12 protein-coding genes and 1 pseudogene are annotated in these 16,059 nt (G+C 46.1%); all 13 read right to left on the bottom strand.

Features of this window, described 5'->3' with window-relative positions:
* Positions 1-285, bottom strand: a 285-nt coding sequence (locus L5M37_RS23495) for a GTP-binding protein (protein WP_261729865.1), incomplete at its 3' end; no start/stop codon positions are given.
* Positions 286-357: 72 nt separating this feature from the next.
* The gene (fusA, locus tag L5M37_RS23490) at positions 358-2,454 is read right to left on the bottom strand and encodes an elongation factor G (RefSeq protein WP_006083603.1); all 2,097 of its coding nucleotides are present in this window, start codon (positions 2,452-2,454) and stop codon (positions 358-360) included.
* 78 nt (positions 2,455-2,532) lie between these two features.
* A complete protein-coding gene (gene rpsG / locus L5M37_RS23485) occupies positions 2,533-3,003 on the bottom strand; it encodes a 30S ribosomal protein S7 (protein WP_011787570.1) in 471 nt (156 codons plus the stop codon).
* 81 nt (positions 3,004-3,084) lie between these two features.
* Positions 3,085-3,459, bottom strand: coding sequence for a 30S ribosomal protein S12 (gene rpsL / locus L5M37_RS23480; protein WP_006083605.1), 375 nt, complete (start codon positions 3,457-3,459; stop codon positions 3,085-3,087).
* Between the two features lie 179 nt (positions 3,460-3,638).
* Positions 3,639-7,856, bottom strand: a complete 4,218-nt coding sequence (gene rpoC / locus L5M37_RS23475) for a DNA-directed RNA polymerase subunit beta' (RefSeq protein WP_105251033.1) — start codon at positions 7,854-7,856, stop codon at positions 3,639-3,641.
* 84 nt (positions 7,857-7,940) lie between these two features.
* Positions 7,941-11,972 (bottom strand): DNA-directed RNA polymerase subunit beta, encoded by a 4,032-nt coding sequence (gene rpoB / locus L5M37_RS23470; protein ID WP_105251032.1) that lies wholly within the window; start codon positions 11,970-11,972, stop codon positions 7,941-7,943.
* 243 nt (positions 11,973-12,215) lie between these two features.
* Positions 12,216-12,581 (bottom strand): 50S ribosomal protein L7/L12, encoded by a 366-nt coding sequence (gene rplL, locus L5M37_RS23465; protein ID WP_105251031.1) that lies wholly within the window; start codon positions 12,579-12,581, stop codon positions 12,216-12,218.
* Between the two features lie 54 nt (positions 12,582-12,635).
* Positions 12,636-13,136 carry a 50S ribosomal protein L10 gene (gene rplJ / locus L5M37_RS23460; RefSeq protein WP_006083609.1) on the bottom strand — a complete coding sequence of 167 codons (501 nt, stop codon included), beginning with the start codon at positions 13,134-13,136 and terminating at the stop codon, positions 12,636-12,638.
* A gap of 268 nt (positions 13,137-13,404) precedes the next feature.
* Positions 13,405-14,106: a 50S ribosomal protein L1 gene (gene rplA / locus L5M37_RS23455; RefSeq protein WP_105251030.1), complete on the bottom strand. Its 702-nt coding sequence runs from the start codon at positions 14,104-14,106 to the stop codon at positions 13,405-13,407.
* A 4-nt stretch (positions 14,107-14,110) separates the two neighbouring features.
* On the bottom strand, positions 14,111-14,539 hold the full coding sequence (rplK, locus tag L5M37_RS23450) for a 50S ribosomal protein L11 (protein WP_006083611.1): 429 nt from the start codon (positions 14,537-14,539) through the stop codon (positions 14,111-14,113).
* Positions 14,540-14,666: 127 nt separating this feature from the next.
* Entirely contained in the window at positions 14,667-15,218 is a 552-nt protein-coding gene (gene nusG, locus L5M37_RS23445) for a transcription termination/antitermination protein NusG (protein WP_105251029.1), read from the bottom strand.
* Between the two features lie 9 nt (positions 15,219-15,227).
* Positions 15,228-15,599 carry a preprotein translocase subunit SecE gene (gene secE / locus L5M37_RS23440; RefSeq protein WP_006083613.1) on the bottom strand — a complete coding sequence of 124 codons (372 nt, stop codon included), beginning with the start codon at positions 15,597-15,599 and terminating at the stop codon, positions 15,228-15,230.
* Between the two features lie 261 nt (positions 15,600-15,860).
* Positions 15,861-16,059 (bottom strand): annotated as a pseudogene (gene tuf / locus L5M37_RS23435) (elongation factor Tu); the annotation flags it as partial.

Genomic DNA, 16,059 nt, shown 5'->3' with positions numbered 1-16,059 from the left:
ACCAGTGATCATGTTTTTAACATAGTCAGCGTGGCCTGGGCAGTCTACGTGTGCGTAGTGACGTGAAGGCGTGTCATATTCGATGTGAGAGGTATTGATCGTAATACCGCGCTCACGCTCTTCTGGAGCGTTATCGATTTGAGAGAAGTCTTTAGCTTCGCCACCGTAGGTCTTAGCCAGTACGTGAGAGATAGCTGCAGTCAGTGTGGTTTTACCATGGTCAACGTGACCAATGGTGCCCACGTTTACGTGAGGCTTAATACGTTCAAATTTAGCTTTTGCCACGATATATTCCTTTCTTTTCAGAATAGTCCAGTCAGTGCTGGACCATAATAACATTTATGTCGTAACTGGATATTAGCTACGAGATTCAATAATCGCTTTTGCAATGTTTTGCGGTGCATCAGAGTACTTCAAGAACTCCATAGAGTATGAAGCGCGACCCTGTGTAGCAGAGCGCAAATCAGTTGCATAACCAAACATTTCAGAAAGAGGCACTACAGCATGGACTATTTTGATGCCACCGAAGCCATCATCCATCCCTTCAATTAAGCCACGACGACGGTTCAAATCACCAACGACGTCACCCATATAATTTTCAGGGGTAGTTACTTCTACTTTCATGCAAGGTTCGAGCAACGCCGGATTCGCTTCAAGCGCACCCTTTTTGAAGCCCATAGAACCTGCAATTTTGAACGCCATCTCGTTCGAATCCACATCATGATATGAACCATCGAACAGAGTGACCTTCACGTCCAACACAGGGAAGCCAGCGAGAACGCCATTCTTCATCTGTTCTTGGATACCTTTATCAACCGCAGGAATGAATTCACGAGGAATCACACCTCCCACAACAGCATTGACAAATTCGTAACCAGCGCCTTCTTCATTAGGCTCTAGTTTTAACCAAACGTGACCGAATTGTCCACGACCACCTGATTGGCGTACAAATTTACCTTCAGCTTCTACTGAAGCTCGGATAGTTTCGCGATAGGCCACTTGTGGCTTACCTACGTTACATTCAACACCGAATTCGCGACGCATACGGTCGACGATGATGTCTAAGTGTAACTCACCCATACCCGAAATCAGAGTTTGTGATGATTCTTCGTCAGTTTCAACTCGGAATGATGGATCTTCCGCTGCAAGCTTTTGCAACGCGATACCCATTTTGTCCTGGTCGGCTTTTGACTTAGGCTCAACGGCAATGGTAATTACTGGCTCTGGGAACTCCATGCGTTCCAAGATCACTCTATGATCGTTATCACAAAGCGTATCACCCGTAGTCACTTCTTTTAGACCAATCGCCGCTGCGATATCACCAGCACGGACTTCTTTCAGTTCAGTGCGATCGTTTGCGTGCATTTGCACCATACGACCTACGCGTTCACGCTTCTGTTTGACAGAGTTGTAAACACCCGAACCTGATTCGAGTACGCCTGAGTACACGCGAATAAAGGTCAAAGTTCCTACGAATGGATCTGTAGCAATCTTAAATGCCAATGCAGCAAAAGGCGCATTGTCATCTGATGGGCGCTCTACTTCTTGGTCGTTCTCGTCGATGCCCTTAATTGGAGGCACATCAATTGGCGCTGGCAAGAATTCAATAACCGCATCAAGTACCGCTTGAACGCCTTTGTTCTTAAATGCAGAACCACAAGTCGCTAAAACGATTTCATTATTTATAGTACGCTGACGTAGCGCCTTTTTAATTTCGTCTTCTGATAGCGTGCCTTCTTCAAGGTACTTATCCATCAGTTCATCCGAAGATTCGGCTGCCACTTCAACCAGATACTCATGCATTTCAGCCGCTTTAGCTGCTAACTCTGCAGGGATCTCCTCATAAGTGAAAGTCATACCCTGGTCTGATTCATTCCAGTTAATTGCTTTCATCTTGATTAAGTCGATCACGCCTTTGAAGTTTTCTTCTGCACCGATATTCAATTGAATAGGCACACAAGTGGCTCCAAGACGAGTTCTAATTTGCTTCACTACACGTTCAAAGTCTGCACCTGCACGGTCCATCTTGTTGATAAATACCAAACGTGGAACGCGGTATTTATCAGCTTGACGCCACACTGTTTCTGACTGGGGTTCAACACCTGATGAACCACAGAAAACGACAACAGCGCCGTCGAGTACGCGCAGAGACCGTTCAACTTCAATAGTAAAGTCAACGTGACCAGGGGTATCGATGATATTGATGCGGTGTTCAGTGAATTGAGCATCCATACCACGCCAGAATGTGGTTACCGCAGCCGAGGTGATAGTGATACCACGCTCTTGCTCTTGAACCATCCAGTCTGTGGTAGCGGCGCCGTCATGCACCTCACCGATTTTATGAGACAAACCGGTATAGAACAGAACACGTTCTGTTGTGGTGGTTTTACCTGCGTCAACATGAGCACAAATACCGATATTACGATAACGCTCAATTGGGGTTGTACGAGCCACGATTATACCCTCTCCACCAAGACCTAAGTCTTGGCAATATCAACAACTATGGTGTGGGCCTAAGCCCACACCATCATATTACCAACGGTAATGAGCAAAGGCTTTGTTAGCTTCAGCCATGCGATGCACGTCTTCACGCTTCTTAACAGCAGTACCTTTGTTTTCAGACGCATCCAGCATTTCACCTGCCAGACGTAAAGCCATAGATTTTTCACCACGCTTACGAGCAGCTTCAACTAACCAGCGCATCGCCAGTGCGTTACGACGCACAGGACGAACTTCACATGGTACCTGGTACGTAGAACCACCAACGCGACGAGATTTAACTTCGACTGATGGGCGAACGTTGTCCAGGGCTGCTTCAAGGATAACTAAATGGTTTTCGCTTTTCTTTTCAGCGACAACATCTAGTGCCTTGTAAATAATTTTTTCTGCAGTCGACTTTTTGCCGTCTTGCATAATGACGTTGATGAACTTAGCCAGCAACTCACTGTGAAACTTTGGATCTGGTAGGATTTTACGTTGTCCTACAACGCGACGTCTTGGCATAACAATTCTCCGTATGCTTCAGGGATTTCCAAAACTGGAATTCTCAAAATAAAACTAGCTTGGCCTTACTTAACGGATAAGTTAAGACTTAGGACGCTTAGCACCGTATTTAGAACGGCTTTGGCGACGTGAAGTCACGCCTGCACAGTCTAATGCGCCACGAATAGTGTGATAACGCACACCTGGTAAGTCTTTAACACGACCACCACGGATTAAGATCACGCTATGTTCCTGCAGGTTGTGGCCTTCACCGCCGATGTACGAAGTAACTTCGAAACCGTTAGTTAGACGCACACGAGCTACTTTACGTAGTGCAGAGTTAGGTTTTTTAGGGGTAGTAGTGTACACACGTGTACAAACACCACGTTTTTGCGGGCACGCATTCAACGCAGGCACGTTAGTCTTGTCGACTTTTGGCGCGCGTGGCTTACGTACCAACTGGTTTACAGTTGCCATGTATAGCTCCGAGTCAGTTGAATCAAACTCAACGATAAGGTGTGAAAAATCTATATCCCACAATGGTGGGACGCGGAATTTTAGAAAGGTAATGCCTGACTGTCAAGAAATAGCCAACTTTTGCGGCATATTACAAGAAAAAAGGCGCCATAGGCGCCTTTTTATAACAAACTTATTACTTAATCTTGGCTACCAGCCAAGTTTAAGAGATCGGCCAAGTTCTGTTCGGCTTCACTTGCAGTGATCTTGTTCACTACTACAGGTTCGTTTTTCTTCGCACGCGCTTCATTACGAGTCTTGTGATAAGCGTAACCAGTACCGGCTGGGATCAGTCGGCCAACGATAACGTTTTCTTTCAGACCACGTAATTGATCGCTCTTACCACCTACGGCGGCTTCGGTCAGTACGCGCGTGGTTTCTTGGAACGATGCTGCTGAGATAAAGGATTCTGTTGCCAGAGATGCTTTAGTAATACCCAGTAGTTCACGTTCAAAGGTCGCAGGCACTTTACCTTGGGCGATCAGTTCGCGGTTAGCGATCTTCACGCGTGACACTTCAGCTTGTTCCCCTTCGAGGAAGTCAGTGTCACCGGCAGAAGTGATAAGACACTTACGCAGCATCTGACGGATGATCACTTCGATATGCTTATCGTTGATCTTCACGCCTTGCAGACGGTAAACGTCCTGTACTTCGTTCACAATGTAGTTAGCTACGTTGTGGATACCACGAAGACGCAGAATGTCGTGCGCAGCTTCTGGACCGTCAGCGATAACTTCACCACGTTCGACTTTTTCACCTTCGAACACGTTTAAGTTACGCCACTTAGGGATCATCTCTTCATAATGATCGCCGCCATCAGCAGGTGTAATCACCAAACGACGCTTACCTTTGGTCTCTTTACCAAACGAGATGGTACCAGAGATTTCCGCCAGAATAGCAGGCTCTTTTGGCTTACGCGCTTCGAACAAGTCAGCAACGCGTGGCAGACCACCGGTGATGTCGCGAGTTTTAGACGATTCCTGAGGAATACGAGCTAATGCGTCACCCACGTTGATTTGCGCGTTATCTTCTAAGTTAACGATCGCACTACCTGGTAAGAAGTATTGTGCTGGAACTTCAGTACCTGGGATCATCAAGTCAGCACCATTAGCGCCAAGCAGACGGATCATTGGGCGCATTTCTTTACCCGCAGTACCACGCTGACCAACGTCAAGGATCACGATTGATGACAGACCCGTTAGTTCGTCTGTTTGACGTGTCATAGTGACACCGTCAATCATGTCTACGAACTTAATACTACCCGCCACTTCAGAAATGATTGGGTGAGTATGTGGATCCCAGTTAGCGATAACATCGCCCGCTTCAACAGCCGCTTCTTCTAGTTTCTCGAGCACAGTACCGTATGGCACTTTATAACGCTCTTTCTCACGACCCAGCTCGTCAATAACAGCCAGTTCAGAAGAACGAGAAACGATAACCAGTTTGCCGTCACTGTTAGTCACATGCTTAGCATTATGCAGTTTCAATGAGCCCGAGTTTTTCACTTGGACATTGTTTTCTGCAGACGCTCTAGATGCCGCACCACCGATGTGGAACGTACGCATCGTTAACTGTGTACCTGGTTCACCGATAGATTGTGCTGCCACAACACCGATGGCTTCACCGTGGTTAATAATATGACCACGAGCCAAGTCACGACCGTAACAAGCTGCACACACACCGAAATCGGTATCACAAGAAATAACAGAACGTACAATCACTTCGTCGATTGAATGCTCTTCTAACTTGTCACACCATGCTTCGTCGAGTAGCGTGTTACGTGGTGCTAATACGTCTTCAGTGCCTGGATAGAACACATCAATCGCAACCACACGACCCAGTACGCGTTCACGTAACGGCTCAACCACATCACCACCTTCAATCAGCGGTTTCATGGTTAGACCTTCGTGAGTACCACAATCGTCTTCGATAACCACTAAATCTTGTGCAACGTCTACAAGACGACGAGTCAGGTAACCCGAGTTCGCTGTCTTCAATGCCGTATCGGCTAGACCTTTACGCGCACCGTGAGTAGAAATAAAGTACTGGAGTACGTTTAGACCTTCACGGAAGTTAGCGGTAATTGGCGTTTCGATGATTGAGCCGTCTGGCTTAGCCATCAGACCACGCATACCCGCCAACTGACGGATCTGTGCAGCACTACCACGGGCGCCTGAGTCAGCCATCATATAGATGCTGTTAAACGAGGCTTGTTTCTCTTCAACACCATCACGGTTAATCACTGTCTCAGTTGACAGGTTTTCCATCATAGCTTTAGAAACTTTTTCGTTGGCACTTGCCCAGATATCGATAACTTTGTTGTAACGCTCACCGGCTGTTACTAGACCAGATTGGAACTGCTCTTGAATTTCAAGAACTTCCGCTTCTGCATCAGCAACTAAGGTGTATTTCTCGTCTGGAATAACCATGTCATCGATACCTACAGAGGCACCAGAGATGGTTGCAAAACGGAAACCGGTATACATCAATTGGTCAGCAAAGATAACAGTATCTTTCAGACCCAGTTGACGATAACAAGTGTTCAACAGTTTAGAGATCTGCTTTTTGCCCATGTTCTGGTTAACCAGATCAAATGACAAACCTGCTGGCAGAATAAGTGACAGCAGAGCACGACCCACAGTCGTATCAACGATACGGCGTTGTTCAGTGCGCTCACCATCGTCACCAATAATGGTTTCAGTGATACGAACTTTAACGCGGGCATGCAGTTCAGCAGCGCCAGTTGCGTAAGCTTTTTCAACTTCAGCAACAGACATAAATGCCATACCTTCACCACGGCCGTTAATACGCTCACGGCTGGTGTAGTACAGACCCAATACCACGTCTTGAGACGGGGTGATAACAGGCTCGCCGTTGGCTGGTGACAGGATGTTGTTGGTAGACATCATCAGGGCACGGGCTTCAAGCTGCGCTTCCAGTGTTAACGGTACGTGTACCGCCATTTGGTCACCGTCGAAGTCGGCGTTGTATGCCGCACAAACGAGTGGGTGTAACTGGATGGCTTTACCTTCAATCAGTACAGGTTCGAACGCTTGGATACCCAGTCTGTGCAGTGTTGGTGCACGGTTGAGCATCACTGGATGTTCGCGGATCACTTCATCCAGAACGTCCCAAACTTCCGCTACTTCACGCTCAACCATCTTCTTAGCCGCTTTGATAGTAGTAGCTAAGCCACGACCTTCTAGCTTGCCATAGATGAATGGCTTGAACAGTTCCAGTGCCATCTTCTTAGGAAGACCACATTGGTGCAGACGTAGAGTAGGACCTACGGTAATGACCGAACGACCAGAATAGTCGACGCGCTTACCCAACAAGTTCTGACGGAAACGACCTTGCTTACCTTTGATCATATCAGCCAAAGATTTCAGAGGACGCTTGTTAGAACCGGTAATAGCACGACCACGACGACCGTTATCTAATAGCGCATCAACAGACTCTTGTAACATACGCTTTTCGTTGCGTACGATAATGTCTGGCGCAGCTAAATCTAACAGACGCTTCAAACGGTTGTTACGGTTGATCACGCGGCGATACAGGTCGTTAAGATCTGAAGTCGCGAAGCGGCCGCCATCGAGCGGTACCAACGGACGTAAGTCAGGTGGTAACACAGGCAGTACTTTTAAGATCATCCACTCAGGCTTGTTGCCTGAAGTGTAGAATGCTTCCATCAACTTAAGACGCTTAGTCACTTTCTTGCGACGAGTCTCAGAGTTGATTGAAGGCAATTCTTCACGCATTTGTTCGATTTCTTTCGCTAAATCGATAGCACGTAACAGTTCAAGCACTGCTTCGGCACCCATTTTAGCTTCGAACTCATCACCGTATTCTTCTAATGCATCCAGATAAGTTTCTTCTGTCAGCATTTGGCCACGTTCAAGGCTGGTCATGCCAGGCTCGATCACGACAAATGATTCAAAATACAGTACGCGTTCGATATCACGCAGCGTCATATCCAGCATTAAGCCAATACGTGACGGCAGTGATTTTAAGAACCAAATGTGCGCAACTGGGCTAGCCAGTTCGATGTGACCCATACGCTCACGACGTACTTTAGTTTGGGTTACTTCAACGCCACACTTTTCACAAATAACACCACGGTGCTTCAAACGTTTGTACTTACCGCACAAACATTCGTAATCTTTGACTGGGCCAAAGATACGCGCACAGAACAGACCTTCACGCTCAGGCTTGAAGGTACGGTAGTTGATGGTTTCTGGCTTCTTAACTTCACCAAAAGACCAAGAACGGATCAGATCAGGCGATGCCAGACCAATTTTGATGCCGTTAAATTCTTCAGTCTTGCTTTGCTGTTTCAGAAACTTTAATAAGTCTTTCACGTTTCTCTCCTGAAGGAGTTAAACCGGGTGCTCCGCTTGCACGGAGCACCATTCTGTTTGCCAAACGCGGCTAAAGGCCTGCGCTTATGCCTGATCCAACTCGATATTAATACCGAGTGAACGGATCTCCTTCAGTAACACGTTGAAGGACTCTGGCATGCCAGGTTGCATCTGATGGTTACCGTCGACGATGTTCTTATACATCTGAGTACGACCGTTAACGTCATCCGATTTAACAGTGAGCATTTCTTGAAGCGTATAAGCGGCACCGTATGCTTCTAGTGCCCACACTTCCATCTCACCGAAACGCTGACCACCGAACTGAGCTTTACCGCCCAATGGTTGTTGAGTCACTAAGCTGTACGAACCGGTAGAACGGGCGTGCATCTTGTCATCAACTAAGTGGTTCAGTTTGAGCATGTACATATAACCTACCGTTACTTGACGCTCAAATTCGTTACCGGTACGACCATCAAACAACTTCAACTGACCAGAGGTTGGCAAACCTGCAAGTTCAAGCATCTGCTTGATCTCTTTCTCTTTAGCACCGTCGAATGCAGGTGTTGCAATCGGGATACCGCCTTTCAGGTTAGTCGCAAGACGTAATACTTCATCATCAGTGAATGAATCGATATCGACGCGCTGCTGCACTTCGTCACCTAATTCATAAACTTGCTTGATGTAACCACGAACTTCAGCCAGCTCACGCTGTTCTTCAAGCATCGCAGTGATCTTGTTACCAATGCCTTTGGCAGCGGCGCCCATATGGACTTCGAGTACCTGACCAATGTTCATACGTGATGGAACACCTAGCGGGTTCAATACGATGTCTACTGGGTTACCTTGTTCGTCATATGGCATGTCTTCGATTGGGCAAATCTTAGAGATAACACCCTTGTTACCGTGACGACCCGCCATCTTGTCACCAGGTTGGATAGTACGCTTAACCGCTAAGTAAACCTTAACGATCTTGAGTACGCCTGGCGCCAAGTCATCACCTTGGGTGATCTTGCGACGTTTGATTTCAAACTTCTTATCGAAGTCAGCTTTCAGCTCTTCATGCTGTTCAGCTAATTGCTCAAGTTCAGTTTGTTTTGCTTCATCGTCAATGACTTGAACCAATACATCTTTACGTGGCAACGCAGCAATTTGCGCTTCAGTGAAACCAGCACCGATTAACAGGTTACGCGCACGGCTCAATACACCTTCTTCAAGGATCTTGAACTCTTCGCCTAAGTCTTTACGAGCTTGGGCAATGTGCATCTCTTCGATTTCAACTGCACGCTTGTCTTTTTCAACGCCGTCACGGGTAAATACCTGTACGTCGATGATAGTGCCCTTAACAGAGTTAGGAACACGCAGTGAACTGTCTTTAACGTCAGACGCTTTCTCACCGAAGATAGCACGGAGTAACTTCTCTTCTGGCGTTAGCTGTGTTTCGCCTTTTGGCGTCACTTTACCAACCAGAATATCGCCGCCCTTCACTTCTGCACCAATGTAAACGATACCTGACTCGTCGAGTTTCGACAGAGCAGATTCACCTACGTTTGGAATATCAGCCGTGATTTCTTCGCTACCCAGTTTGGTATCACGAGCAATACAAGACAGCTCCTGAATGTGGATAGTGGTGAAACGGTCTTCTTGCGCTACGCGCTCAGAAATTAAGATCGAGTCTTCGAAGTTGTAACCGTTCCAAGGCATGAATGCGATACGCATGTTCTGGCCAAGGGCTAAGTCACCTAAGTCAGTAGACGGACCGTCTGCTAACACGTCACCACGAACGACTGGCTCACCAACAGCACAACAAGGGCGTTGGTTAATACAAGTGTTTTGGTTAGAACGGGTGTATTTAGTCAGGTTATAAATGTCGATACCGGCTTCGCCTGGACGCAGCTCATCTTCATTTACTTTAACAACGATGCGGCTCGCATCAACGTAGTCGACAAAACCACCACGTTTAGCAACAACCACAACACCAGAGTCAACAGCCAAAGTACGCTCAATACCAGTACCAACTAGCGGCTTTTCAGAGCGCAGTGTGGGTACGGCTTGACGTTGCATGTTCGCACCCATCAAGGCACGGTTAGCATCGTCGTGTTCTAAGAACGGGATCAGTGACGCAGCAACAGAAATAATCTGTTGTGGCGAAACATCCATATACTGGATGTCAGCAGCGCGCATAAAGGTCGATTCACCTTTATGACGACAAGCAATTTGCTCTTCTGCCATACGACCGCTAGCGTCAACTTCGATGTTCGCCTGTGCAATCACATAACGACCTTCTTCGATTGCTGACAAGTATTCCACTTCGTCAGTAATCACGCCGTCGATAACCTTGCGGTATGGCGTTTCTAGGAAGCCGTAAGAGTTAGTACGGGCAAAACTTGCTAATGAGTTGATTAGACCAATGTTTGGACCTTCAGGGGTCTCAATTGGACATAAACGACCATAATGCGTTGGATGTACGTCACGGACTTCGAAGCCTGCACGTTCACGAGTCAAACCACCAGGGCCAAGTGCAGAAATACGACGCTTATGCGTTACTTCTGACAGCGGGTTGTTTTGGTCCATGAATTGTGACAGCTGAGAAGAACCGAAGAACTCTTTCACTGCAGCAGAAATTGGCTTAGCGTTGATCAAGTCTTGTGGCATCAGCTCGTTCAGATCGCCTAAAGACAGACGTTCACGCACGGCGCGCTCAACACGGACTAAACCAACACGGAATTGGTTTTCAGCCATTTCACCGACGCTACGAATACGACGGTTACCTAAGTGATCGATGTCATCGACTTCGTCGAAACCGTTACGGATATGAATGATGTTCTTCATTACCGCGACGATGTCTTCTTTAGACAATACACCGCTACCTTCGTCATCAGGAATGCTGAGACGACGGTTGAACTTCATACGACCTACTTTAGACAGGTCATAACGCTCTTCACTGAAGAACAAGTTCTGGAATAGTGCTTCAGCAGCATCTTTGGTTGGTGGCTCGCCAGGACGCATCATACGATAGATCTCAACCAGCGCTTCTAAGCGGTTAGTGGTTGAATCGATACGCAGCGTATCTGAAATATAAGCACCATGATCTAGCTCGTTGATATACAACGTGCTGATATCTTTAATACCGGCCAATGATAGTTTAGCCAGATCTTCTAAGCTAATTTCACTGTTGGCAGAGACTAAAACTTCACCCGTGTCCGGATCGATATAATCTTGAGCAGCATATTTGCCCACGATATATTCAACTGGCACTTCAAGCTCAGTGGTATTAGTCTTTTCTAACTGACGAATGTGACGCGCAGTAATACGACGTCCCGCTTCAACCAGTACAGAACCTTCAGCATCCTTGATGTCATAGCTGGCAGTTTCGCCACGCAGACGTTCAGGCACCAAAGACATGACCAGAGTATCTTTCTTGATCTTGAACTCAACGCGTTCGAAGAACAGATCGAGGATCTCTTGAGTAGAATATTCTAATGCACGTAACATGATGGTCGCAGGCAGTTTGCGGCGACGGTCAATACGCACAAATAGTGCATCTTTAGGATCGAATTCAAAGTCAAGCCATGAACCACGGTAAGGAATAATACGTGCGTTATACAGCACCTTACCTGATGAGTGGGTTTTACCACGGTCATGATCAAAGAACACGCCTGGAGAACGGTGTAATTGAGATACGATTACACGCTCAGTACCGTTGATAACAAAAGTACCGTTATCCGTCATCAATGGGATATCACCCATGTAGACTTCTTGTTCTTTAATATCTTTTACTGTGCCCGCCGCTGCTTCACGGTCATACAACACCATGCGTAATTTAACGCGTAGTGGAGCTGAATACGTAACACCACGGATCTGACACTCTTTCACATCAAAAACAGGCTCGCCAAGCTTATAGCTGACGTATTGCAGTTCTGAGTTACCAGAAAAGCTCTTGATGGGAAAAACGCTACGGAAGGCGGCTTCTAAACCGCGCTCACCGGTAGGATCTTGATCGGTGAACTTCTTAAAAGAGTCTAGCTGGATAGACAATAAATAAGGGATATCCAAAACTTTTGGACGCTTACCAAAGTCTTTGCGAATACGCTTCTTTTCAGAATAGGAGTAAACCATGGGTTTCCTCTGCTTACGAGATGTGACCAAGACTGAATAAATAACTTAAGTTATTAAAATTCAGCACGTTTGCCCATCACCGTTGATGGCAAGAACCTAACCAGTAATCTCTGCTAGGGACTGCAAAATTTGGCGACAAACGGTGAAAAAAAATCGCCAGCGCATATAGCGCAAAAAAGGCCGACGGTTAAAAAACCGCCAGCCTCCACCCAAGTGGCTTGGGTGAGCAAGCTAAATAATAGCTTACTTAATTTCTACAGAAGCACCAGCTTCAGTAAGTTCTTTCTTCAGAGCTTCAGCTTCTTCTTTAGAAACGCCTTCTTTAACTGCTACTGGAGCAGCTTCAGACATAGCTTTAGCTTCTTTCAGGCCTAAACCAGTTGCGCCACGGATGGCTTTAATAACTGCAACTTTGTTGTCGCCGTGAGCAGTCAGAACTACGTTGAATTCTGTTTGTTCTTCAACAACAACTGCTTCTGCACCGCCAGAAACAACAGCAGCAGCGGCAGAAACGCCGAACTTCTCTTCCATAGCTTCGATCAGTTCAACAACTTCCATTACAGACATAGCTGCAAAGGCTTCTAAGATTTGGTCTTTAGTGATAGACATAACAAATGTTTCCTATTGTTCTGAATTCAATTTTATTAAGCAGCCAGCTTGAAATTAAGCGGCTTCTTGTTTTTGATCGCGCAGGGCGGCCAGTGTACGAACGAACTTGCCAGCAGATGCTTCTTTCATAGTCATCATTAACTGAGCTAGTGCTTCTTCGTATGTTGGCAGTTTCGCCAAACGATCAATTTCAGCTGCAGGGATGAAATTCCCTTCAAAGGCTGCGCCTTTAACTTCGAAGTTAGCTTGTTCTTTAGCAAAGTCTTTTAACAGACGTGCTGCAGCACCTGGGTGCTCTAAAGAAAAAGCAATCAAAGTTGGGCCAGTGAACGTTTCTGCTAGGCACTCAAAAGCAGTACCTTCAACAGCACGACGAGCTAGCGTGTTACGTACTACACGTACATATACACCAGCTTCGCGAGCTTTTTTACGCAGACCGGTCATAGCACCTACAGTCACACCGCGAGAATCAGCGGCAACTGCAGATAGCGCACCTTTGGCAGCTTCGTTGACTTCAGCAACAATCGCTTTTTTGTCTTCGAGTCTTAATGCCATTGGCTTTACTCCTGGATTCTACCTAGGGTATTCCCTAGTATTTACCATACTAAATACTTATGTATTTAGTGACTTACGGTGCAGATTATCCAGTAAAAAATTTTAGCTGGGGCCTGACACCGTCTACGCAGGAAATTAAGTTATTTTTACAAAAAACACCTGCGGTCTTGGACGGAAACCTGAGTTAAATTCCGCCTAAACGGAAGATAAAACAGGCTTCAACCCACAAAGTGCGCGCATTATAGACTAATGCACCCGCTTTGTAAAATTATAGAGTTGTTTCAAGCGTAGCTTGATCAACTGCAACACCTGCACCCATAGTGGTAGAGATGCTGATCTTTTTCACGAAAATGCCTTTAGCAACTGCAGGCTTAGCCTTTTTCAGTGCTGACACTAACGCTTCCAAGTTTTCTTTCAATTGAACTGGTGTGAAATCCACTTTACCGATAGTAGTGTGGATAATACCGTTCTTGTCGTTACGGTAACGAACTTGACCCGCTTTGGCGTTCTTAACAGCTTCAGCAACGTTTGGCGTTACTGTACCTGTTTTAGGGTTAGGCATTAAACCACGTGGGCCTAAGATTTGACCTAACATACCAACAACGCGCATTGCATCTGGAGATGCGATAACTACGTCAAAGTTCATTTCACCGGCTTTGATTTTCTCAGCCAGATCATCCATACCAACTAGCTCAGCGCCAGCAGCTTTAGCAGCTTCAGCATTTGCACCTTGTGTAAATACTGCAACGCGAACGTCACGACCAGTACCGTGTGGCAACACTGTTGCACCACGAACGTTTTGGTCAGATTTACGTGGGTCAATACCCAGGTTAACTGCTACGTCTACACTTTCAACGAATTTTGCAGTTGCTAATTCTTTTAACAGAGCAACAGCTTCGTTGATATCGTAGCTTTTAGTACCGTCAACTTTCTCGCGAATTACGCGCATGCGTTTAGTTAGCTTTGCCATTATATTAATCCTCTACAACCAAACCCATTGAACGCGCAGTACCTTCGATTGAGCGAGTCATCGCTTCAATGTCAGCACCAGTCATATCGGCAGCTTTAAGTTCAGCAATTTCTTGAACTTTAGCGCGAGCGATAGTACCCACTTTCTGAGTGTTTGGACGTGGAGAACCTGATTTCAGGCCTGCAGCAGTCTTCAGTAAGTAAGACGCTGGAGAAGTCTTAGTTTCAAAAGTGAATGAACGGTCACTGTAAACAGTGATCACGACTGGAATAGGCATGCCTTTTTCCATTTTTTCTGTACGGGCGTTAAACGCTTTACAGAATTCCATGATGTTCACACCTTTTTGACCCAAAGCTGGACCAACTGGTGGTGATGGGTTCGCAGAACCGGATTTTACTTGTAGCTTAATATAAGCATCAATCTTCTTTGCCATCTGACATTTCCTCAGTTTGGGTTCAAACGCGCATCAGCGACATGCTGACATGCTCCCCCGAAAACAACGGGTGCGAATTATATAGAAATTCGCACCCGTTGCCAAACGGATTTTGTAGTTTATTTAATCAGCCTTTTTCAACTTGACTAAAATCAAGTTCAACAGGCGTAGAACGACCAAAGATCATCACTGATACTTTCACGCGGCTCTTGTCATAATCCACTTCTTCAACGGTGCCGTTAAAGTCAGCAAATGGACCATCACACACACGTACCACTTCACCAGGCTCAAATATGGTTCTATGAGTCGGTGACGCTGTCGTTTCTTGTAAGCGACGCAGAATTGCATCAGCTTCTTTATCTGAAATTGGGGCAGGACGATCAGACGTTCCGCCAATAAAGCCTAAAACACGCGGGATGCTTTTGACTAAATGCCAGCTGTCATCGTTCATTTCCATCTGGACTAACACATAGCCAGGGAAAAACTTACGTTCGCTCTTGCGACGCTGACCTGCACGCATTTCGATGACTTCTTCAGTCGGAACCAATACTTCACCGAAGTATGCTTCCATGCCATGCATTTTAATATATTCAATCAGTGACTTACAAACTCGGCCTTCATAGCCTGAGAATGCCTGCACTACATACCATCTTTTTTTAGCTTCTTTAGCTTCAGTCATTCGAGGTGCCTATACGCCAGTGATAAAATTGACAATTCGCATTAACACAGCATCCATACCCCAAAGGATAAGAGCTAAGATACCTGTTGCTGCAAGGACAATAAAAGTGGTGTTTAGCGCTTCTTGACGCGTCGGCCATACAACCTTGCGCACTTCGATATGCGCTTCACGGGCAAAAGCTAACGCTTTTTTACCTTTTACAGTCTGAAGCGCAATAAAACCAGCAATAGCGAATGCAACGATAACACTAAGCGCACGTATGACGGCACTGGCTTCGCTATACATTTGATTGCCAATAACAGCAGCGGCTAGCAATACAATCACTAAACCCCACTTCACGATATCCAGAGAATTGTTCTGGTTTTCAGTATTTGTTGTCATCGGTTTTTCCGTTACTCAATACGGCCTGAGCTTAGAGCACATTAATTGACGGGCATAATCCCACATCACTCTGCATTTCCGAACACCCTTAGAAACGCAAAATAGCATAAGCTCAGGGTCAAAAATCGGCCATAGATTGTATTCTTATTCGACTTTGTAAGCAAGGATGCGAATCCCATGCAAACCACAAAACCTATGAAATAATCCACTTAAACAAAAAAGGAAGCCGAAGCTTCCTTTTCAAACTAATTTCTATCGCAATTAAGCGATGATTTTAGCTACTACACCAGCACCAACTGTACGACCACCTTCACGGATTGCGAAGCGTAAACCTTCGTCCATCGCGATTGGGCAAATCAGAGTCACTACCATTTTGATGTTGTCGCCAGGCATTACCATCTCTACGCCTTCTGGCAGTTCGATAGTACCGGTTACGTCAGTTGTACGGAAGTAGAACTGT

The organism is Shewanella sp. SM69 (assembly GCF_025653985.1).
In the GTDB taxonomy this organism is placed as follows: Bacteria; Pseudomonadota; Gammaproteobacteria; order Enterobacterales; family Shewanellaceae; genus Shewanella; species Shewanella oncorhynchi.
Note: the sequence above shows the minus strand (reverse complement) of the source record. Positions and strands in the feature narration are given on the sequence as shown.

Bases quoted from the DNA above. Each gene is read 5' to 3' on its own strand.
- rpsG (WP_011787570.1), bottom strand. From the start codon at position 3,003: ATGCCAAGACGTCGCGTTGTAGGACAACGTAAAATCCTACCAGATCCA.
- rpsL (WP_006083605.1), bottom strand. From the start codon at position 3,459: ATGGCAACTGTAAACCAGTTGGTACGTAAGCCACGCGCGCCAAAAGTC.
- rpoB (WP_105251032.1), bottom strand. From the start codon at position 11,972: ATGGTTTACTCCTATTCTGAAAAGAAGCGTATTCGCAAAGACTTTGGT.
- rplL (WP_105251031.1), bottom strand. From the start codon at position 12,581: ATGTCTATCACTAAAGACCAAATCTTAGAAGCCTTTGCAGCTATGTCT.
- rplJ (WP_006083609.1), bottom strand. From the start codon at position 13,136: ATGGCATTAAGACTCGAAGACAAAAAAGCGATTGTTGCTGAAGTCAAC.
- rplA (WP_105251030.1), bottom strand. From the start codon at position 14,106: ATGGCAAAGCTAACTAAACGCATGCGCGTAATTCGCGAGAAAGTTGAC.
- rplK (WP_006083611.1), bottom strand. From the start codon at position 14,539: ATGGCAAAGAAGATTGATGCTTATATTAAGCTACAAGTAAAATCCGGT.
- nusG (WP_105251029.1), bottom strand. From the start codon at position 15,218: ATGACTGAAGCTAAAGAAGCTAAAAAAAGATGGTATGTAGTGCAGGCA.
- secE (WP_006083613.1), bottom strand. From the start codon at position 15,599: ATGACAACAAATACTGAAAACCAGAACAATTCTCTGGATATCGTGAAG.